At 52.6% G+C, this 21,126-nt stretch carries 15 protein-coding genes; 2 read left to right on the top strand and 13 right to left on the bottom strand.

All coding sequences use genetic code 11. The features are described from left to right. Window positions 1-29: 29 nt before the first annotated feature. Genes C4S74_RS05020 through C4S74_RS05010 form a run of 3 tightly spaced genes read right to left on the bottom strand, consistent with a single transcriptional unit; the run spans window position 30 to window position 3,502 of the window. On the bottom strand, window positions 30-863 hold the full coding sequence (locus C4S74_RS05020) for a sugar ABC transporter permease (RefSeq protein ID WP_103994226.1): 834 nt from the start codon (window positions 861-863) through the stop codon (window positions 30-32). 18 nt (window positions 864-881) lie between these two features. Continuing rightward, window positions 882-2,180 (bottom strand): carbohydrate ABC transporter permease, encoded by a 1,299-nt coding sequence (locus C4S74_RS05015; RefSeq protein WP_103994225.1) that lies wholly within the window; start codon window positions 2,178-2,180, stop codon window positions 882-884. A 35-nt stretch (window positions 2,181-2,215) separates the two neighbouring features. Next, window positions 2,216-3,502: a maltose ABC transporter substrate-binding protein gene (locus C4S74_RS05010; protein ID WP_103994224.1), complete on the bottom strand. Its 1,287-nt coding sequence runs from the start codon at window positions 3,500-3,502 to the stop codon at window positions 2,216-2,218. Between the two features lie 407 nt (window positions 3,503-3,909). Between C4S74_RS05010 and C4S74_RS05005 the strand changes: the two genes are divergently transcribed. Then, on the top strand, window positions 3,910-4,308 hold the full coding sequence (locus C4S74_RS05005) for a RidA family protein (RefSeq protein ID WP_103994223.1): 399 nt from the start codon (window positions 3,910-3,912) through the stop codon (window positions 4,306-4,308). 128 nt (window positions 4,309-4,436) lie between these two features. On the opposite strand, the gene C4S74_RS05000 is transcribed toward C4S74_RS05005, so the two are convergent. The 10 genes from C4S74_RS05000 to C4S74_RS04950 all read right to left on the bottom strand — a co-directional run bounded on the left by C4S74_RS05000 (window position 4,437) and on the right by C4S74_RS04950 (window position 18,729). Further along, window positions 4,437-5,090, bottom strand: coding sequence for an ABC transporter ATP-binding protein (locus tag C4S74_RS05000; RefSeq protein ID WP_258042379.1), 654 nt, complete (start codon window positions 5,088-5,090; stop codon window positions 4,437-4,439). A 411-nt stretch (window positions 5,091-5,501) separates the two neighbouring features. Then, window positions 5,502-6,530, bottom strand: a complete 1,029-nt coding sequence (locus C4S74_RS04990) for a response regulator (RefSeq protein ID WP_103994221.1) — start codon at window positions 6,528-6,530, stop codon at window positions 5,502-5,504. 164 nt (window positions 6,531-6,694) lie between these two features. Further along, entirely contained in the window at window positions 6,695-8,020 is a 1,326-nt protein-coding gene (locus C4S74_RS04985; protein ID WP_258042378.1) for an ABC transporter substrate-binding protein, read from the bottom strand. A 179-nt stretch (window positions 8,021-8,199) separates the two neighbouring features. Continuing rightward, window positions 8,200-9,354 carry a hypothetical protein gene (locus C4S74_RS04980; RefSeq protein ID WP_103994219.1) on the bottom strand — a complete coding sequence of 385 codons (1,155 nt, stop codon included), beginning with the start codon at window positions 9,352-9,354 and terminating at the stop codon, window positions 8,200-8,202. Next, complete coding sequence (locus tag C4S74_RS04975) at window positions 9,351-10,817, bottom strand: HAMP domain-containing sensor histidine kinase (protein ID WP_103994279.1); 1,467 nt, start codon at window positions 10,815-10,817, stop codon at window positions 9,351-9,353. Before C4S74_RS04975 ends, C4S74_RS04980 begins: the two co-directional genes overlap by 4 nt. A gap of 10 nt (window positions 10,818-10,827) precedes the next feature. Continuing rightward, window positions 10,828-11,526 carry a response regulator transcription factor gene (locus C4S74_RS04970; protein ID WP_103994218.1) on the bottom strand — a complete coding sequence of 233 codons (699 nt, stop codon included), beginning with the start codon at window positions 11,524-11,526 and terminating at the stop codon, window positions 10,828-10,830. 174 nt (window positions 11,527-11,700) lie between these two features. Beyond that, the gene (locus C4S74_RS04965; RefSeq protein ID WP_103994217.1) at window positions 11,701-12,921 is read right to left on the bottom strand and encodes an MFS transporter; all 1,221 of its coding nucleotides are present in this window, start codon (window positions 12,919-12,921) and stop codon (window positions 11,701-11,703) included. 71 nt (window positions 12,922-12,992) lie between these two features. Further along, the gene (locus C4S74_RS04960; RefSeq protein WP_103994216.1) at window positions 12,993-13,547 is read right to left on the bottom strand and encodes a MarR family winged helix-turn-helix transcriptional regulator; all 555 of its coding nucleotides are present in this window, start codon (window positions 13,545-13,547) and stop codon (window positions 12,993-12,995) included. A gap of 394 nt (window positions 13,548-13,941) precedes the next feature. Next, the gene (locus tag C4S74_RS04955) at window positions 13,942-17,277 is read right to left on the bottom strand and encodes an S-layer homology domain-containing protein (protein ID WP_103994215.1); all 3,336 of its coding nucleotides are present in this window, start codon (window positions 17,275-17,277) and stop codon (window positions 13,942-13,944) included. A gap of 96 nt (window positions 17,278-17,373) precedes the next feature. Further along, window positions 17,374-18,729 carry a glycosyl hydrolase family 8 gene (locus tag C4S74_RS04950; protein ID WP_103994214.1) on the bottom strand — a complete coding sequence of 452 codons (1,356 nt, stop codon included), beginning with the start codon at window positions 18,727-18,729 and terminating at the stop codon, window positions 17,374-17,376. Window positions 18,730-19,472: 743 nt separating this feature from the next. Here C4S74_RS04950 and C4S74_RS04945 point away from each other — a divergent pair. Then, window positions 19,473-21,092 (top strand): ABC transporter substrate-binding protein, encoded by a 1,620-nt coding sequence (locus C4S74_RS04945; protein ID WP_103994213.1) that lies wholly within the window; start codon window positions 19,473-19,475, stop codon window positions 21,090-21,092. The last annotated feature ends 34 nt before the right edge of the window (window positions 21,093-21,126 follow it).

Below are 21,126 nucleotides of genomic sequence, written 5' to 3'. Positions count from 1 at the left end.
CCTTTTCTCCTTATATTCCGATATATCCGCTATCCTTTGTCCGCTCCTGCCGTAATCCCGTTAATCAGATACTTCTGGAAATACATGTACAGGCACGTGATCGGAAGAGCCACAAGCACGGCTCCGGCGGCGAACAGCGTAAAACTCGAATTCGTCTCGGTGGCCACCATGCTGTACAAGCCTTGGGCCAGTGTCATTTTTTCCGAAGACCTCAGCACGATTTGCGGCAAAATAAAATCCATAAACGGCGTGATGAAGCTGTTCAGAGCGACGAAAGTAACCGCGGGCAGCGACAAGGGGAAGATGATTTTGAAAAACGCGTCGGCATGGCTCCCCCCGTCTATAAATACCGCCTCCTCCAGGCTCTTCGGAATCGTATCGAAATGCCCCTTCATGACCCAGGTTCCCATCGAAACGGACCCTCCCGCATAAATGAGAATGAGGCCCGTGTGCGTGTCCAGCAGCTTCGTCTGAAGCAGGAGAACAAATAGGGCCATGACGGATAAGAAACCCGGAAACATTTGCAGAATAAGCAGCGTCATCAGCCCCTGCTGCCTGCCCTTGAACCGGAACCGGGAGAAAGCATAAGCCGTTGCGGCCACAAGTGTTGTCGAAACGATGGCGTTCACCAGGGCGATTTTGACCGTATTGCGGTACCACAGCACAAAATCCGTCTGCCTGATCAATTCGGCATAATGGGCGAACGTGGGATGATCCGGGATCATCCGGCTCACGAGAAGGCTCTGCCCCGGATTCAGCGAAGTGCCGATTACCCACAGAATCGGATAAACCGTGGCGGCAAGCAGCGCGATAAAAACCAGATAGATACCCGTAACGGTCAGATTGTCTTTAAATTTCCTCATGCAGACCCATTCCTCTTCTCAAAGTGCCTTCATCCGTCTGTAATTCCATAAGGAGAACAGGGCAATGAACACAAACATAATGATGGAGACGGCCGAGGCCATATTGAACTGGCTCTGATTCAGCGTCATTTTGAATATCCACGAAATCAGAATATCCGTACTTCCGGCGTAATAATAATCGGGATTGTTCGGCTTCCCGTCCGTCAGCAAATAAATCAGATTGAAGTTATTGAAGTTAAACGCGAACTGCATAATAAAAATCGGGGCCGTGGCGAGCTTCACAAGCGGCAGCGTAATTCCGAAAAATTTCTGCGCCGCGGTAGCCCCGTCCACGTCGGCCGCCTCGTACAGATCCCGGGGCATCGTCGTCAATATGCCCGCCATCAGCGCCATCAGAAACGGAGTCGAGAACCAGAGGTTGACGAGCAGAATCGACGCTTTGGCCATCGTCGGATCGGACAGCCAGGAAACCGGCGGCAAGCCGAGACTGGCGAGAAACCCGTTAACGGGACCGAACGAGCCGTTTAACAACACGCGAAAGACGAGAATCGAAATGAACTGCGGTACGGCCCAGGGAAGCATAAAAGCGGTTCTCCAGAACTTTTTAAAACGGATACGGGGGTGATTGATCATCATCGCCAGCAGAAGTCCGCTAAAAAAGACCGTAATCGTGGAAGCCGCCGCCCAGATGATATTCCACAGCGAAATGCCGAGGAATGTCGACCGCCACGCTTTCTGCGCGAACAAATCGTAGAAGGTCCGGAGTCCGGTCCAATCGACCAGCGAACGATCCGGAATATGGCCGGGCGCCGAATAATTCGTAAACGCGATCATCACGTTAAACACGAGCGGGATCACCGTTACGAAAAGGACAAACACGAACGCTGGCAGCAGAAGCAGGTACGGAAAATGCTTGAACTTCGCCTGCATCACCGACGCCAGGAACCCGGGAACGGGCTTGCCTTTGTCTCTCAGCTCTCCGTTCCTCCACGCATCGGCAATGTTCATGGCATAGAACCCGATGAACAAAAGCACGATCACGCAGGTCATCACTCCGTTGATCATCAGAAAGATGGAATGGTCGCCGGGTACGACCTTGCCCCGCACCACCTTGGTCGGCACGTCACCCAGGCTGATCAGTCCGGCGATTCCCCGTACGGCCAAAGGGCAGTAGCTCCAGATAAACAGCTGGGCCGAAAGCAGAAACAGAAGCCCTTTGACCCGCTGCCGATTGTAGAGCTGGCCCAAGCCGATGAGCACCGCCGAGCCCGCAGCGGCCCGTATCCGGTGACGGCGATTGGTTGGATTTGCTTGCATACGTCAGACCGCCTGTCTTAGGTTTTGATTTTCGCTTACTTCGTTGTTTTCATCGCGGTTTTGATTTGTTCCACGGCCTTCGTCAATGCGGCGGCCGGGTCCTGGTTGTCGTTCCACAGCGAGGAAATAGCGGTTCCCGCCGGCACCCAAACGCTGCCCATCTCGGGAATCGAAGGCATCGGCACCGAATGCTTCGCCTGCTCCAGGAAAGCGGGCGCGTACGGATCGGAAGTAAGAACCGGGTCCGTCATGACGTCCTGCCGCGGAGGAAGCTGCGCCGTCATTTTAAACCGCTCGATCAGATGATCCTTGCTTGTCGCATAAGTTGCGAACAGCTTTGCCGCATCGGGATATTTGGTGTACGAATTGACGTACAAGGCCCGGATGCCCGAGAAACTTACGGGATGCTCTCCGTTGGGCAGAAGCGGCAGCGGCGCGACCCCAAACTCGAAATCGGCTTTGGACAAGCTGGAAATGAGCCATGATCCGTTAATGACGGAAGCCGTTTTTCCTTCCTGAAAAAATCCGGTGATAATATTATCGTTGATATCGTGAATATTCAGCGGCAGGATCTTTTTAAGCGATTGCAAATACTTCGCTCCTTCGACCGCCTGCGGGCTGTTCAGCCCGATATCGTCCGGATCCGTGCCTTTACCGCCGAAAACATAGCCGCCGTAACCGGCAAGGAACGAATACGACTGGTAGAGCTGCCCGACGTCCCACATCAGGGCGAACTTTTTATTCGCCGGATCGTTGTAAGTCGCGGCAAACTTTACGATCTCCTCGTATGTTTTCGGGGCTTGGGGCATCGCTTTTTTATTGTAAAAAAGCGCGTAAGTGTCAATGGCCGTCGGATATCCGTAGAGGGCGCCGGAATAGCTTACGCCTTCCAACGCCGAAGGAAGCTGCTGCTTTTTGTCCTCTTCGCCGTATGCGTCATTTTCCAGCACCAGGCCGGTTAGGACGGCATTGCCGAGCTGGTCGTGCGGCGCGGAGAACACATCGGCACCGATTCCGGCCGGACCGTCGGTGGTCAGCTTTTTCACGGTATCGATGGCCGGGACGGGCTCGACTTTTACGGGTACCCCGTATTCCTTCTCGAAGCTTGCCGCGACGATTTTCAAATAGTCCAGCTCGGGCCCCTTCGATTCCCATACGACAAGCTTGGCACCGCTTTCGGGTTTCAGCTCCTTCTGCTGCGTATTTACGCCTCCCTGTTCCTGCGGCTGCGCGGAAGGCGAAGGCTGATCGTTTCCGCAACCGGTTAAGCCGGTCACGCTCAAGAGAACGGCAATTCCGGCGGAAAATAAGCGTTTGGACATGATGTTTCCCCCTTCATTTTTTACTGAATCGTTTAAGTACTGAAACGTTTAAGTAAAGCTTAATCACATCATAAAGGGTAGCTTTCCGAGGAGTCAATGATAAAAAATGGCAAATGCGATTACCCTCTCATACAGAGGGTGGTCTAACTTGCAGCCGCGCAAACATTATTGAGCGTTCACAAATTTTGACACTGCCTGGGATTTAATCTACAATTTATTCTAAATCTTCTTCGCATTTATAAAGAAAGGGGTATCCGTCCATGAAAAAAAAGTCTTTGGTTTTTTTGTCCGCCGGTTACGGATACTCTACTGCCGTTTTTTTCTAATCATTATTTTTACGGGTGAAGTATGCCCAAATGCGGTTAGTGAAGACGGCAGAACAATTCTAGAATGCGAGGTCATTTAAAATGGAAAACTCCAAAATCACCAGAACAAATCCGGCAGGCATTTACAGCCCCGTAGGCCACTACACTCATCTCACTAAAATTCCGAGAAACGCGGAGCTGTATGTGACTTCCGGCCAAATCGGAGCCGATCCGAACGGGAAAATTCCCGATAGCCTGAACGAACAAATCCGCCTTACTTTCGATAATATTCACGCCCTTCTCCACTCCGAGGAATTGACGTCCGAGCATATTATTAAAGTCAATATATGGGCTACCCAAAAAATAGACTGGGATTTTCTGTATGAGAAATGGGCCGAACTGTTCGGTGGCAGCTATCCGGCTATGACGGTCGCTTATATTTCCGAATTGGGATTGCCCGAATTAAAAATTGAAATTGAACTGTGGGCGGCTAAAGTCTAACCTCCTGCACCTCATCTCCCTCACGTGCATGCTTGTGGCGTGGGGGTTTTTACATCACATCAAAAAGTAAAAAGACCGCGGTTATCGCGGTCTTTTGCGAGTGAATTGTGCGGCTTCGCCGGTAAGTTTTATGTGAACTGCATCCTGTACAGTTCTTTATACCTTCCGTTTCGGCGAAGGAGAACATCATGCTTTCCATATTCCACAACTTCTCCATGTTCCAGAACGACAATCTGATCGGCATTCTGAATCGTCGACAGCCGGTGGGCAATGACCAGACAAGTGCGTCCGGGAAGAAGGCGTGACAGCGCCTGTTGGATTTTCTGCTTGGATTCCGTATCCAGGGCGGCCGTCGCCTCATCGAGAATCATCAAGCGGGGATCTTTCAGGAAGGCTCTGGCGATAGACAGCCGCTGTTTCTGTCCGCCGGACAGTTTGATGCCTCTTTCCCCTATCGGAGTGTCGTAGCCTTGGGGCAAAGCGGTTATAAACTCGTGCGCGTTTGCGGCTCTCGCGGCCGCTTCGATTTGTTCGACCGATGCGGCAGGCTGTCCGTACGCGATATTTTCACGGATCGTGCCGTTCAGCAGAATGATTTCCTGCGATACGATCCCCAGCTGGCTTCGCAGAGTCTGCTGTGTGACCGCCTTCAGCGGATAGCCGTCGATGTAGATATCTCCACGCTGCACGTCGTACATCCGGGCGATCAGATCCGCAATGGTGGATTTACCGGAGCCCGACGAACCGATCAGAGCCGTCGTCTCGTTCCCGCGAAGCTTCAAAAAGAAGCTTATTTAATTAGATTATCTAACTATAAAAGCGTAATTTTCTTCACCTCTCTCCCTCTCACTCTTTTTTAGTTAGATAATCTAATCACATATTCAATACAGCTTATTGCTTCAAATAATGCAATTCGCGTGGGGCTCGACCAATCACCGGGCAGCGCTGCAGCACGCGCTTGGGATTCGCGCGCGCTGCAAAAGTTCTGCTGCTTACGGGCCGTTCACCCGGTTGAAGAGGCCGGCAGCCCTCATCGAACAGTCTCCCGGATCGGTCAATTCCACCGAATAGTTCCTTCCTATGATGCGTCCCGGTAAATTTAAGCGTTTTAATTTACAAGCAGTCATTGCCTGTATAATTTTGAATTCCGGCTTCTTTCTCGTTTGCTCCCCGATCATTTCCGCTAACCCCGCCTACACTAAACCGCCTTTCCGGTAATCCGAGGGCGTGTAGCCCAGCTCTTTTTTGAAAGCGCGGATCAGGCTCGTCACATCGTTGTAACCGACCTCGCTGGCGATCTGGGGCATCGGCTTGTCGCTTTTGAGCAGCAGCTCCTGAGCTCTCTTTAACCGCAGTTGAGTGCGGTAAGCCATATAGGAGATGCCCGTTTTCAGCTTGAACAGATAGCTGAAGTACGGCGCGGAATACCCCACCGACGAAGCCAGTTCTTCCAGGGTGATTTCCTTGTTGTAATGCTGCTGGATATATTTTTGCGCATTATAGATCATGCGCTGGTTGTCCGTGTATGCCGCAAGTTTGACGGCATGCTGCATCGCTTTGAAATCGGCCGTGATCCAGTTCGCCAGATCGGCGCCGGTCTGGCCCCGATAAGGCTGCAAGGGGCATTCGACCTCTCTCTCCAGCTTGGCCCCGGCGCTTTGCAGAAGGATGCGGTGAAACGCGCTGTGCCACTTCACGCACAGATAAGGAGGCACCGCATGCAGCGAAGCCAGCCATTTGCGGCCCGCCGTCTCCTGAGCGGGACGGTTGTCCTGAAGCACCGCTTCAACCCAGGAGTCCGCAAGCCCTCTCCATCTGTCCGATGTCTCGCCGATGGAATGAACCGTTTCCGGAAGCTCCTCCAGCGTCCTGCGCACGGAACACAGGAAACGGTCTTTGCTCAGCGGCTTCAAGAGGTAATCTTTCACACCGCACAGCAGCGCTTCTCTCACGTAATCGAATTTATCGTGCTCGGACACGATGATGCTGGGCGTGTATTTAAACTCTCCGGACAGCTGGCGGCACAGCTCCAAACCGGTCATATAAGGCATACTTACATCGGTGATAATGAGATCGGCCCCGTACTCGCGCATGATCCCGAGCGCCTCTTTCCCGTCGGAAGCCTCGAAAATACGCTGAACCGGAAGTTTGGAACTCTCCAGCATATAGCGCATCAGTTTAATCGTCGTTGATTCATCGTCAACCAGCAAGATTGTATACACCTTACGAATCCCCTTTTCCACAAGTTGTAGTATCCTGACGGACCCGTTAATAACCGTAGCTTAGCGCCATTATAGGCTTCCTGATCACGCAGACGCTATCATCAGAAGCTTGAATGAATCATTAAAATACGGAATGAGACGTCCCTGTCATGAAGCGCAGGCGGTTATTCATTAAGATAAGCGTTTATACGACTCTGAATCCGTCCGGCCGTTTCTTCCGCCGATTTCTGTCCGTTGAAAAACGCTTTGGTTTCCGTGAGCAGCATATTCCCGACTACAGAGTTATTCGCAGGAACGGGGTTGCTCAGCTCAGAAATCAGCCGCCTCTGATACTCGGCGTCCGCCGGTTTAACGTCCACGGACACGCCTTCGTCGGGGCCGGCTTCGATCGTGACTTGGCCGAATTTCAGAACTTGACCGAGCTGCTTTTCGTAAACGGCCTTGTTCAGCGGAAATCCGTTTAATCCTTTGTAATCCTGCATCTCCTCGGACAGCATAAACTTGATAAATTCCCAGGCTTCCTTTTTTACAGGAGATTTCTCGTTCATGCCCAGAGTCTGAAACGCCGTAAAGAATCCGCCCGGCTTCTGCCCGACCCCAAGCGGAATGCGATAAAGCCTGGGCTGCTTATAAAAGGCCCTGGGAAAACTGAAAAATTCCTCGGGGTCTTGAATATACGTGCTTTTGAAGGAAGCATCTCCCGCCTTATCCGTAACGAAATTTCCGTCGAATAATGCCTTGGTCTCGTTCAGCAGCTTGATAAAAGCGGCGTCAGCGAAATTCGCTCTCCTGTGAGGTTCATCCACAAAAGCCGAATAATCGGCTCTGACCCTTGCCGTCAGCAGGCTTTGAGGGCTGGTGGTATACGCGGCCGGTGAACCGCTTTTTTTGAGGGTCCGAGCCATTCCGGCAAATTCATGCCAAGTCCATGTGGAATCGTCTATACGGGCGCCCGACTTCTTGACCGCCTCTTCGTCCCCGACCATGGTTTCCAGCATGAAACGCACCGGTATCCCGTAAAGGGCACCGTTTATTTGGAGGTTGTCCAAAATATTGCCGAAGTACAGATCTTTATGGAAGGAAGGGTCCTGATTCATGAAGCCGCTTAAATTAGCGAGCGCACTGCCGCTCACATATTTCCCTATGGGCAGCGGGTCCGTCACGAGTATGTCCGGGCCATTACCGGAGAGCAAGTCCGTGTTCGCCGATTTGACGAACTTCTCCAGATCGCCTTCTTTCCAGTCGTCTTTGGTTTGGACGTACTTCAGCCGGATATCGACATCCGGATGCTTTTCCTCGAATTTCTTCTCCGCCTCCTTAAACACGTCTTCGAGAAAAAGCATCGAAACGACTACGATCTTTTTGCCGTTCTCGTCCTTTGCGCTTAAACTGCCGCCGGAACCGGGAGATTGCTTAGGCCCTCCTCCTCCGAAGGCGGCGGTCATCGCAAGAAGCAGCAGGATCGCGATCAGCCGCAGCGTCGTTTTCATTCCGGCTTCCTCCATAAGTTCACATGATTTGTACCGCCATTCTTAACAGGTATTATCTCTAGTTATAAACCCGGCTTGTAAAAGAAAGCTCTCTAACTTGTAAACAAAATGTTTCCAATTCGGGAAACTGCGCCCAAACGAAAAAATCCCTGCAGACCGCCTTGACGGAGACAGGGATTTTACTTGAATTCGATCACAAGCGGGGTTTGTTCCGCACTGCTTGCGGAAGGCCCCAAACCATATGATTTCCAGCCTGTTATCAAAATCTTCTTGTTATCGGGGCTCCAGTCCATCTGAGACAGCACAAGGCCCTTATACACCAATTTTTCTTTGATCATGTTATTCCCCTGCAGCTTTGCGACGTAAAGAGATTCTTCATCTTTGGTGTAGGCGATATATTTCTTGTCGCCGGACAGGCGGAAAGTGCTGATTCCCGCAGAGAGTGAGACGGTGTTCTCGTCGCGCAGGTCGTAAAGCGTCAGCGTGTTTTTGGCATCAAGGAAAATAATTTGACTGTCGTTCACATAATCGAACTGCCTCTCGCTCGCCGAATGTTCGAATTTCCGGGCCCACTTGTCCTCCGTCACGGCTCCGAGAGTAACATACGAACCTTCCTCGCCTACCCTCCCCATCAGGGCCGTGTTTCCGTCGTCCGCGAATTTAACCGAAATTACCGTATATTTGGTATAGCGTTTCAACGACCGTGGAGCGGGCGCCTCGCTGTTTTCCTGCCATCTCGGCAGAGGGATTTCCTGCGAAGACCGGTTCTTCATGTCGTATACGACGACCGACTCGGTCCCGTACGCTATGCTTTTTACCGTAAAAGACAAATACCGGCTGTTGCCGGACCAGGACATGGGACTTGTAATCGCTTTCCCTACATCCGGTATCGCAAGGTCAAACTTCTGCGCCGTGCTTACATCGAGTACAAACAATGTCTCTCCAGTACCGGACTGCCCCGTATAAGCCATATACTTCCCGTCGGGAGAAACTTTGCCGGCCGCCGTATTCCCCGCAAGCCGGGTCAAGCTCACGGCGGACAGATTCCGGTAATCCACTTTTTGGATATCATGCTTCATCCCGTCATTCTTGTAGGAACCAAGCAGCAGGCGGGAAGACGTCCACCCCCATAAATCCACCGACTTGTTGCCGGGCAAGGAAAGCTTATAAATTTTGTTCGTTTCAAAATAATCGGTGCTGTCCTCTTCCGTCTGCGCCTCTTCTACCGTATTTCCGATCACGATGGTTTTCGCCTTCGGCGAATCCGCGCAGCCCGCCAGCAGAGATAAGACCACAAGCAGAAACGGCACGTTCCGCATGAGCCGTTTGTTCATCGAGCTTCCCCCTCCCCCGAAGCTTCGTATGGCAGTTCGATGACAACCGTCGTTACTTGTTCGGCGCTGTCCATCCGTATCGTACCGCCCATTCCTTCCACAATCGCTTTGCTGATGCTCAGGCCCAGACCGCAGCTGCCGGCTTCCCGTTCGGCCTGTCCGTTTACCCTGTAAAACGGTTCGAAAATTTTAGACAAAGCATCCGGCGGGATCGTATCTCCTTCGTTCTTCACCGAGATCAGAACGCACTCCGGCAGCTTCTCGGCTTTGACATGAACTTCCGACGGGGACCGGCCGTATTTAATCGCGTTGTCGATAATATTGATATAAACCTGCCTGATTTTATCCGGATCCGCGGTCAAAATCACATTTTCATCGGCCTCGCAATGAACGGATTTGTTGTACCGCTGGGCTTTCAGCAGCATGCCGTCGCATACGTCGTGCAGAATTTGTCCCGCTTCGATCGTTTCCATCGCGTCTTGTCCGCCGTTTTCCCGGGATAAGGTAAGCAGTTGAAGCACCATTTCGTGCAGACGCCTGCTTTCGTTTACGATATGATTCATCCCTTTGGCAAAAAAGGCTTCGTCCCGGCTGCCTACTTCCCGGATAAGCTCCGCGTACCCGATGATCGAAGTAAGGGGCGTTTTCAGCTCATGCGTCACATTATCAAAAAATTGCTTCCGGTGGCGGTTAAGTTCTTCCAGCCGGTCGCGGTCCGTTTTGATCCGCTGGATTTGTTTCTTGATCTGCACGATCATATTGCCGAAGTTATGCGCAAGCTGTCCGATCTCGTCTTTTCTGCGGAAGCCGATCTTGATATTCAAGTTGCCGTTCGTCACTTCCGAAGAGGCTCTTGTAAGCTTGATCAGGGGAATCGTAATGTTTCTGGACAGCAGATACGAAAAAACAAACGCCGCTACAAAAATAGCAACCGTTACGGAAGAGAACACATCGAGGATATGTTTTCTTTGTTCATACAATAAAGAAAAATCTTTGCCGAACCGCAGAATGCCTACATTTTTGCCCTCGACGATAACCGGATAGGCATAGAACACTTCCGCCTTCTCGTCCATGTAGTGAATCCGGTAGGCTGTTTTTCCGTTCAGCGCATGCTGAAGATCCTCCGGGTTCGCGGACAAAAACCTCGCTTCATCCGAAGCGAAGATCAGCTCGCCTTCTACCGAATAAGCGCTTGTATCGCTGGAGGTAACATGGTTCAGATCCCGGACCATTTCCTCCGCCATCTGCTGAAAGTACATGTCGTCCGTGTTGAAATGATTGATCATAAACGCCTGTTTGACGTAAATGCTGCTGTTGTTTTTGAGCTGAACCAGGTCCTGGGTAATGATTTTCTCATTGCTGGTTTCAATGATCCGGACGACAAAATGGTGAAGCAGCAGAAAAGAAACGGAGAAGATCACGAACAGGCCGATCAGAAATTTGGCTCTGATGGTCGATAACACGCTTAACACACTAATCCACCTGTTTTTCAAATTTGTATCCCACCCCGAATACGGTCACAATCAGATCGCCCGCTCCCAGCTTTTTGCGCAGCCGCTGAATATGAATATCGACCGTTCTCGTATCTCCCGTATAATCGTAGCCCCACACGAAATCCAGTAGTTCCGTCCGGGTAAATATCTTCCCCCTGTATTTGTACAGTGTGAGAAGAAGATCGAACTCCTTGGGAGTCAGATCGACAGCCTCGCCGCCGATCTTGACGATTCTTTCATGCTCGACGATTTCGATGCCCCTGAACCGGATCACGGAACCCGCCGCCGGTTTTTCCGCCGGTACGTTCGCCTGGCTGACCCTTCTCAGCACCGTCCGGATGCGGACGGCTACCTCGCGCAAATCGAACGGCTTCGTGATATAGTCATCGGCCCCGTATTCTAGCCCTTGAATCTTGTCGGTAATATCCGATTTGGCTGTGATCATAATAATCGGGATATTATAGGAAGCCGTCACCTGCCTGCACACCTCCAGTCCGCTCAGATCCGGCAGCATCCAGTCAAGCAGAAGCAGATCCGGCCGCACCTGGCCGATCTTGAGCAATCCCTCCGCCGCCGAAAGGGCCGTGAAAGTTTCGAATCCTTCCCGGTTCAGCCCGTACGCAAGCAAATCCGCAATGGCTGCTTCATCTTCGATAATCAGTAGTCTGGTCTTCTCCATGCCTTCACTCCGTTCCTAGATGAAATCGTAGCACAACCGGTGCCGCCGTTACCAGAAACTAATTTACATTTATTTGCACCGGACGGATAAAAAAAAGCCGCCCGTCCGCTCCGGGCGGACAGATGGCAGCTTTATTCCTGTAAAAATCTTCAGTCATAAGCTGATACATTCCGCTTACCTCGATTTTTTGACCTCCGCTGTCTCTTTCAGGTTAATCAGACAAGCTGACGCCAAGCCTATGCACAAAATCAATGCGAGCAGAAGGAACGTAACGGGATAGCTGACGCTTTTCATCAAAGAGAGTGATATTACCGGGCCGAAGCTCGTTCCCGCAAACAAAATAAACGTATAGACGGACACCGCTATTCCGCGCAGTTCACCGCCCAACTGACCCACGAGCGACACGAGCGAAGGAACCGCCAGCGCGATGCCCGCCACGAATACGAGACTTACCGCCACTAGAACCGGCAGATTGGAGATTAGTCCCATCGCAGCCAATCCGGCTGCCGCCAGCGCCAGGAACCCGCGCAGTGTCGGGAGCAGGCCGAAGCGTTTCGAGACACGACCGGCAAACGGCGACAGAAGCATGGCCGCGATTCCGATGGACCGCACAACCAAAATGCCTTGTTTATCCAGGCCGAAGGAAGCGCTGCTTAAGTAGCTGCCCAGAACCGTATACATGCTTACGAAAGACATCAGCAAAACGAAAGCGACCACATAACTGAGCACAAGCTGTTTGCGGACAAAAACTTGCCCGATCTGTCTGATCGGCTCCCAGATATTCGCATGAGCTTGCCGGATGCCTCCTTTCGGAAGAAAAACATAAACCAGAACAGCAGTCAGCGCGTAAACGCCGGCAAGCACATAGAAAACCGCATTCCATCCGTACTGTTCGCTGATGAGACTGCTGACCACCTGCCCCGCAATGCCCGCTGTCAAAAATCCCGTGCTGATAAAGCCGATCGTCGTCACGCGTTTTTCCGCCGGATACATTTCCACGGCATAGGCAAGAGCTACCGGGGAAAAAGTGGCCGCCGCCGCTCCCTGAAATCCTCTTAGAACCACGATCCACTCAAACGTATGAACCGTACCTAACAGCAGCGAAATAAATGCCAGCACAAGGAGACCGGTAAAAATAACCTTTTTACGTCCGTATTTATCGGACAAAGCTCCATAAACCAGGCACCCGAGTGCAAAGCCGATCGAAAACGTGCTTCCCGCAGCGGCCGCCTCTGTCGGCGTAATGTCATACGACCGGGCAAAAACCGAAATCAGGGGAATCGTCACATACAGACTGGACATGACCGCAAGACCGGACCAACACAAAATCACGGTCATAAGGGAATAGTTTCTGCGCACGACAGAAGCATCCGTAAGTTGAGTCGGACTATTCATACTTCGCCTCACCTCATATACTAAAAATTCAAAATAGTAATTAGATTATCTAACTACATGACGAAAAAAAATTATCTGCCGGTACCGAGCCGTTTTTCTATTGCTCTGTTCAGCTTCACCAGCACCTTATCGAAAAGCGTCCGCTCCTCTTTGTCCAGTTCCTCGACAAGAGATGCGCAGGTGGTCCAGAAAACCGGCAGAACTCTCTTTATTAATCCGCTTCCTTCGGAACTTAGCCGGATATGTGTCATCCGCCCGTCTTTGCTGTACGGCTCGCGGATGATCAGGTCTCTCTCATGGAGCCAGTTCAACAAAGACGTAACCGAGGAGCGTCGTATTCCGAGCCGGTCCGCTATCGAGGAAGGAGTCACGAGCTCCTTATCTTGATGGAGGGAGATCAGCAGCAGAATATCCATCTTGCTCTCCGTGATATCGTATTCGGATAAATGAATATCCATCACATCGAGAACACTGTCCCCCAGCCAAAGCATAAGGAGCCCGGTAAGAGCGGATTCCCGGTCCGTACCGGGCTCGGCGGTCTGTTCCAATAAATCCCGGTATGGTTTCGTTCCGAGCTTCGGCAGCTGTTGTCCGGTCGTGTATTCTTTGGCGGGCTTTCTGTTCACGGTTAGCACTCCCCTTCTCCGCTGTGCGCAGTTTCTTCGTTCGATTGTTCGAAGATAACCTTATCTCTCTTGTTAGTTAGATAATCTAATTAAAACTAATATAGCGTACCGGGTTCGTTTTTGCAAGCGGCAGCGTAGTTTGCATGATTCGTCACCCCTGTCCGCTTTTAACGTCCATTCCGGGCAGCGGCTATGCCCGCTATCTCCCGCCATGGCCGCTTCATCTTCGATAATCAGTAGTCTGGTCTACTCCATGCCTTCGCTCAGTTCCAGATGAAATCGAAATCGTGGCACAACCGGTGCCGCCGTTACCAGAAACTAATTCACATTTATTTGCACCGGGCGGATAAAAAAAACCACCTGTCCGCTTCAGGCGGACAGGTGGCCAGACTTTTTATTTTAAGCTCGTAATCCGGTAGAGGATCACAGCCGTTTCCGCTCTGGTCGTAAGGCCGTGGGGCATAATGCCCGTTCCGCTGCCTTCGACGAGTTTTTCCCGGACGAGGGCTCCCGCGCTCTCCACCGCGTAAGGAGCAAGTTCGGGGGCATCCTCGAAGCCCGCAAGATCCCGGGCACTGCCCGGCTGTATGCCGTAACCGGCCGCGTTCAGCGCACGGACGATGAGCGTCATCATGTCTTGTCTCGTGAGAAGCGCCCCGGGCTCGAACGTATCCGGTCCGGTGCCTTCCGCGATGCCGAGCGCTTTCGCAGTTCCGATCGCATCGTAATAATAGGCGTCGGGTAACACATCCCCGAAGCGGCCCGGCGTGTCGGCCTTCAAGCCGAGCGCCCGCACGAGCAGCGTCACGAATTCGCCTCTCGTAACCGGGCGTGCCGGTTCGAACATGTCGGCGCTGACGCCTTGTATGACGCCTTTGCCGGCGAGAAGTTCTATCGCGTCTTTGGCCCATGCGAAGCGGCTGTCCACGTCCGCGAACGTCTTTCTCGCAGGTTCAGGCTTCGGCTTCGGCTCCGGTTCCGGCTTAGGTTTGCCGTCCGGATTCACAGGCGGCTTGGTGCCCGTGACAGGCGGAACCGTAGTTACCGGCGGCAGGGATGAGCCGCCGTCTCCTCCGGACGAACCGTTATCTTTCCGGATGTCGATCTGCACCGCATCCGAATTAGTCCGTACTCCGGCAGCTTTAATGAAGAAGGTATAGCTTTGCTGCGGATCAAGCTTGCCCAGTTCTAGCTTGTAGGTGCCGGAATTGGCATCGGCCGGCACATATTCGCTCCAGAAGGGGCGGATTTTATCGTCCTTCTCGTAAATCCGGTACCCTTTCACCGGCTCTTTGGAGTTCTTCGGAGCGTTCCATGACAGAACAGCCCCGCCGCTTCCGTTTTGTACGGCGGCATTTTCGACCTTCGCCGGTTTCTCGTCGGTTCGTTTAATGCCGTACTCGTCATACGGCTTCACGTCCTCCCCCTTGGCTGCCGTGTAGGAAGTGAATTTCATCACGTCTTTGGACACCGAAACATCGGTGAACATCTTTTTGAAAGGCTGCTCGTTGATCTTGGCGAAATAATCGTCGTACCCCTTGTATTTCTCGTAAAATTTGCTTCCGACCGTATTCGTCATCAGATAAACGGTTCCCGGCGGATTGAGGGCATTGCCTGCTCCATCTTCCTTGATGTCCTTTACAGGAACATCGTTCAGCATCTGATAAGATCTCATATACATGTGATCGTGGGCTTCGAATACGACATCAATGCCCATTTGATCCAATGCCGGAATTAAGTGTTTCTTGTAAAAGGCGATCCGTTCGCCTTCCCATTCCCCGGCATTGTCACCGGCCGAATAAGGCCCTTTGTGTAAGGAAACGAATTTCCATTTCTTGTCGGTCCGGGCCACAACGTTCTTCATCCACTCCAATTGGGCGGTGAATTCCGGGTCCACCCACTCCACCTGGCCGTTGGAATCCAGTCCCCCTTCGAACTGGGTGTTGAACTGGATAAACAAGGCGTCACCGTATTCGAACGAATAGATCGAGCCTTCATGGGTACCCGGGACGATCTGCTTGGGCAGATTAAAATGATAATAAAAGTTGTTGTTTTCGGTATTCTCGTCACCTTCGTAGTCGTGAACCTCATGCCCGCCGAGGATCGGTACGTAAGGCGTGTGAGCCAGCTCGTCCTTGGCCGTATCCAGCAGCCACTGCCACTGCTGCTCCAAATCCCCGTTGTCCACCAGGTCCCCCGTAACCATAAAAAACTTCGGCTGTCCGGCTTTGTCCACCGCTTTGCGGAAAGTATCCTGCCATAATTCGAAGGAAGACTTGCTGGACCCTTGGGAATCCGATCCCACAATAAAGCGGAAATCTTCGCCGGCCGCTTCGTCCGTCGTAAACGATCCGACAGGGCCCCAGCCGTCCGGGTCGCCGTTGCCCGCCCGGTACTTGTATGCCGTGCCGGGCTTAAGCTTGTCGGCCGTCACTTTATGGCTGGCGAATTTCGTCTTATTGCCGGTATCCCGGTCGCTTTTGACGAAATAAGTTTCTATGACTTCCGTGGTGCCGGAGTATGCGGAAGCTTTCGCTTCCGGGAACACGCCGCCTTTCATTTCGGAAGCTTCGATGACCTGAACCACAGTTCCCGAAATGTCTTGGGGCGTATACCAGGCGAAGCCCATCGATGTTTTCGGGTCCCCGTTAAACGTCATGTTCAGCAGCTTCGGCGTTTTGGGCGAGGTTCGGGTCTTGAAGCTCCAGGTGATATCCTCGGCAAGCGGATGCCCGTCCTCGGCTCCTTTTACAAGCTCTTTCGGAACCAGGACTGTGTAAGTCTTTTCATACGCCAAAGGGGTATGCTTGATTACCAGCGTATCGCCGGATACTTGGAGAGAGGTTTCGGACGCGTTTCCGTTCTCGTCCGCTACGGTGGCCTGCTTTCCGTTTTCCAGAGCGATTTTTTTATTGAATTTCACGGACACTTCCCGGTCCGCCGCAATTTCTTCGGACTTGTCTCCCGGAAATTCCGCTACTGCCACCGTGGGCTCCGAAATATCCGAGCCGCTGATGCGCTCTCCTTTCACTTCAACGGCGCGGATCCGGCTCGAACCCGATCCGCCGATGCCCGGTCCGCCGGACGTTTTTTCGTCGGAGCTGACGATCCAGCGGATATACAGCATAGGCCGGTTATCCGCTTCGGAAGGAAGCGGCAGATCGTTCAGTTTGCAGGAATCTCCGCTGCAGTTGTACGACGATTTGGCCATCACGAGATCGGCCACGGGGGTCCATGTCCGCTTGTCCGGGCTGATCTCGACTTTAAAATTCCGCGGTCCCGAACCGGAAGAGTTCTGCTGGGACGACAGGGTGATGCTGCGGAATCCTTTGGTCGGGACGGCCGCCAGCCAGTACTTGACCCCGTTTCCTTCATCCCAGCCCTGATAGCTCAGCGTGTCGTCTTCCACGTATTCGAACACGCCTCCGGAGTTGCGGAACGTGGACGCGGTGCCGTAAACTCCGCCCGTCGAACGGTAAATTCCGTTGTCGCCCGCACCGGCGTTCCGGAAATTCCATTGACCCAGGGACGGACGGTCTACTCCGTATGTAGCGGTGAAAACTCCCTGATCGGGCTGCGCATCCCCCGATCCCCGCTGCTCCGCAATCGGTTGGGCAGGCGCTGCCGCCTGCTGCGGCGCAGCAGCGGCAAACAGACTGCCCGCCGTACTTGAAAACAGGACGGTAAACATCGTCAATACCTTTAAAACGTGATAAAGCTTCTTACTCAATCGCATGGCGCTTCCACACATTCCGCTCCCACATCCCTCTCTATTGTTCACAAGAAAAGGGCCTGCATACGGCAGGCGCTTTTCGCTCATTGCTTGTTATTCGCCGGGTGTCCACCAGTTGCCGGAAACGACTATCATACTCAGCAGCCGGATGCTGTTATCGAAATAATAGTTGTCCGAGGTAGGCGAATCGACGATGTCGCTCCACAGTTTGTTCAGCCACTGCTGATTGGACGAGTCTATCATCGCGCTTACCGCAAACGGCGCCGTGAATGCGATGGCGTGATCGGATTTTTTCACGTTGCCCTTCAGATCATAGCCCGAACCGATTTTGGCGGGTTTACCGCCCGTTGCGGACTGAATCCAGCCGTTCATCTGGCGGAGCTGCTCCAAAGCGCGAGTATCGCCGCTGACGAGATAATCCGTGGCTATTCTCCACGGTGTACGGGAGGAGTTCCAGCTGTATTCATCATCCGTCGGCTCTTCCAGATATTCGTCCGGAGCCGGTGCGTATGTTCCGTCCGATTTGCGGACGACGAAATCCGAAAGCAGCCCCGTTTTCGGCGAGTATTTTTTATATACCGAGTTGATGATCTTGTAGGTCGTATCACTTACTTTGTCCCAATCCGCATTACCTGTCGCGTCCTTGAACGCTTTGAGATGATGGAGCATGAAATCCGACGGACGCGTGCCCGGTCCGTACTTCGAATCGCTGTCGGAAGCCCAGTCGCCCAGCTTAAGATGAAAATGTTTGGCATGTACGTCCCGCTTCAGAATCGCATTGATCATCTTGACGGCTTCGCTCTTGTAGTTGACTTCCCCGGAACTGCCCCACTGTTTATCGGCGAGAAGCAGGGCAAAAGCGATGTCAAGATCCCCGTCAGTCGCGGAGTAGGAACCCGAACTGTCCACGATGTTGCCCGATGAGTCCTTGGCCTGCTGCCAAGCCATCAAAGCGGGATCGGCCGAACTCGGATGAGCTTTATAGAACCGGTACAGGCCGTCGAAATAAGTTTGCGCACTGGCGTCGTGCCCCGCCATATAAGCGGTAATGAGCATCCCGTAGCCGTGGCCTTCTGAGCAGGACACCACATTTTTCGGATCGTCCACGATTTTTTCCCGGTTATAAAAAACATAATACTGGTTCGAAATTTTCGGATGCTTGACGAGGTATCTGGATTTCCATTCGTCATATTTTTTCTTTACCTGCTGGTCCATCTGATCCTGTGTAAAATGGTTTGGCTTGATCGTGCCGGAGGTGTAGGAAACATGCTGAGGAAACGGCTTCAACGCGGATGCGGTAATCGAAACGTTGGAGCTCCCCTCATAAACGGGTTCGGTCTGGATGGATGAAGCCGGTACGTTTTCCTGAGCGGAAGCCGTCACCGGTCCTGCTATCAAACTGCCTAACAGACAAGCGCAAGTGCTTAATTCCAGCAATCTTTTCTTCATAGATCCTTCTCCTCTCAAAATTGCGTTCGCGTTATTCGGTAAACGTCGCTGCCAGCCTATCTTATCCCGCTTCCGGCCACCTCCCTTACGCATTCCCCCCGGATTGCCTTCGCATAAATTAAAGCGCTATAACTTTACTTTATGTAGGAGATCCGAACGATATCCTTGTGCTCAACCGGAATAAAGAATTCGCTGTGAATTGAGCGGCAGTAAACCGGCCCCAATTCAACTAGAACAATAAGCGCTTTAATTTTTAAAGTCAACGGCATGCGTTTCGTCGAATTTTAAAGGTTTTATGAAGAGGCTCCAAGCCGCCCTTGCCGGAGCATAAGCGTCGAATCTCCCCCGGCAAGCGAGCCGGAATGAGATCAGGATCGGATGCGGAACAAGTCCACCCGGATGGAGAGCGTTCGTTGTTAAGAAATTATGTTGCCGCCGGCCCATTGCTTAAAAAAGGCCTATTTCAGCGTAAACGAAACAGGATGCAGTTCTTCCAAGAAGCGCTTGGATAAGCCGGCACAGATTACCCCGCGCCGGACCTGCCAGGACCCTTACCGGGCTTCCCGCCCTCTCATCAGGGCTTGCGGTAGCGCCCCGTCTTGCCGGACCTGCTGTTCGCTTTGCAGGCAAGTTCCGGCGTAGAGATAAAAGGGGACAGATTCCGAGTGCCCGACCGTCTATCTTTTTGCTATACTGGTAATGTAATTGATAATCATTATCACCAAAAGGAGAAACCTATTCTCATGCCCGATATGCCCGCTCTCCATACAGAACCCGCTCCGGCGGCCCATCTCTTTTATGTCCCTTTTCGTATCACCGAAGTGGACGGTCGGTCTATAGACCTTGCATCCAGTGAACGCACGGGCTGCTCCCGTATTTTCATCGTACTTGGCGGAAGCGGTGTGCTCCGTATTCATGATGAGATGTGCGAGGTTGACAGGGGAAGCGTATACCTTTGCGATGCTTTTCAAAAGTTCGATCTGATCTCTCACACCTTGCTGAAAGGTGTGCTTATCGAGTACCGGTGTCTGGGCACGGAAGACACGGAAACCGGCCTCCTGAAATATCCCCTGCCTCTGGACAACTGCCCGGATAAGCTCTTGAGACAGGCCGGCGAACTTCAAACACTATGGCGCGAGCCCCGGCTTAGCGGCCCTTTCCGGGTACAGCGGCTGTTCATCGACCTCATGGAGGGGCTTTATGAAGAGGTGGCTTCAAGGCAAAGGCCCGGCTTCCCCTGGCTGAAGCAAAGCGTTTGTTTTATGCAGGCGCACTTTGACGAGGACCTGACGCGGGATCAGATGGCCGAAAGAGCGAATGTGAGCCCGGAGCACTTTTCCCGTGCCTTCCGCAAGTTTACCGGGCGAACCTTCAACGAATACTTGACCTTGCTCCGGATTCGTGGCGCACAGAAGCGTATTTTGACCGGTTCGCCGGACTTGAATACGCTTGCTCAGGAAATAGGCTACAAAGAAGGCACGTATTTAAGCCGCAAGTTCAAACAATCCGTAGGCGTCTCTCCTACCGTTTACAGGGGGCAATCCAAACGGATCGCCGCGCTTAACCCAAATTATACGGCTGCGCTTACCGCACTGGGAATTACTCCCGAACTCGGCGTATACACGGGCTGGACGGAGAAAATCGCGAGGGGTTCCGACCTGCCGGAGGAGCGGAAATTCGATCCTTACGTCTGCACTCCATCCCGTTTCTATGAAACGGTTGCCGCTTCACGTCCGGACGTCATTATCAGCTACGACACGCAAGAAGAAAACAATTCCCTGCTGCCGCTTGCCCCGGTGCTTGACCTCCCGTTCAAAACGATGAGCTGGCGGGAACAGTTCCGGATCATCGCCGACATCGTTAACAAACGCGGGGAGGCGGAAGAGTGGCTGAGACTCTACGACAAGCGCCTGGTTCCGATTAACCGTCAACTGGACCGGCAGCCCGGAAACCGGGGCACGGCGGCCGTCTGGGAAATCGGCACAGACAAAGCTTACGGGTTCGGAAGCAGTTACGGCAGAAGCTGCCAAATCTTATATGACGACATCGGGTTTCGCCCGCCTGACCGGATGCTGGAACAGGGCTTACTCAATCGCGGATACGTGGAAACTCCGATAGAAACCATCGGGCAATATGCCGCCGATCATATTTTTATTACCGCGTTGCCCTGCGATCCTCAAGGGCGTCAGCGTCTGATGCGGCTGTTCCGGTCGCAGGAATGGCTTGAGCTCGATGCCGTCCGTCAGCGGAAGGTTTATCTGCTGAATCAGCCGGAGCTCTTCTCCGGCTTCGATCCGCTCTCCTCGCTGGAACAACTGCGCGTGTTGACCGGCATATTGACGCCGGATCACAAATTTACATGATCCAATATCATGTATGTGTATCGTTCTTGGGGTC

Source organism: Paenibacillus sp. UNC499MF (assembly GCF_900107975.1).
In the GTDB taxonomy this organism is placed as follows: Bacteria; Bacillota; Bacilli; order Paenibacillales; family NBRC-103111; genus Paenibacillus_F.
The sequence above is the reverse complement of the archived record's forward strand: the minus strand, read 5'-3'. Positions and strand labels throughout refer to the sequence as shown.

Excerpts from the sequence above, each read along its gene's own strand:
- C4S74_RS04945 (WP_103994213.1), top strand. The coding sequence starts at position 19,473 with ATGCCCGATATGCCCGCTCTCCATACAGAACCCGCTCCGGCGGCCCAT.
- C4S74_RS05020 (WP_103994226.1), bottom strand. The coding sequence starts at position 863 with ATGAGGAAATTTAAAGACAATCTGACCGTTACGGGTATCTATCTGGTT.
- C4S74_RS04950 (WP_103994214.1), bottom strand. The coding sequence starts at position 18,729 with ATGAAGAAAAGATTGCTGGAATTAAGCACTTGCGCTTGTCTGTTAGGC.
- C4S74_RS04970 (WP_103994218.1), bottom strand. The coding sequence starts at position 11,526 with ATGGAGAAGACCAGACTACTGATTATCGAAGATGAAGCAGCCATTGCG.
- C4S74_RS04980 (WP_103994219.1), bottom strand. The coding sequence starts at position 9,354 with ATGAACAAACGGCTCATGCGGAACGTGCCGTTTCTGCTTGTGGTCTTA.
- C4S74_RS05010 (WP_103994224.1), bottom strand. The coding sequence starts at position 3,502 with ATGTCCAAACGCTTATTTTCCGCCGGAATTGCCGTTCTCTTGAGCGTG.
- C4S74_RS04965 (WP_103994217.1), bottom strand. The coding sequence starts at position 12,921 with ATGAATAGTCCGACTCAACTTACGGATGCTTCTGTCGTGCGCAGAAAC.
- C4S74_RS05005 (WP_103994223.1), top strand. The coding sequence starts at position 3,910 with ATGGAAAACTCCAAAATCACCAGAACAAATCCGGCAGGCATTTACAGC.
- C4S74_RS05015 (WP_103994225.1), bottom strand. The coding sequence starts at position 2,180 with ATGCAAGCAAATCCAACCAATCGCCGTCACCGGATACGGGCCGCTGCG.
- C4S74_RS04985 (WP_258042378.1), bottom strand. The coding sequence starts at position 8,020 with ATGAAAACGACGCTGCGGCTGATCGCGATCCTGCTGCTTCTTGCGATG.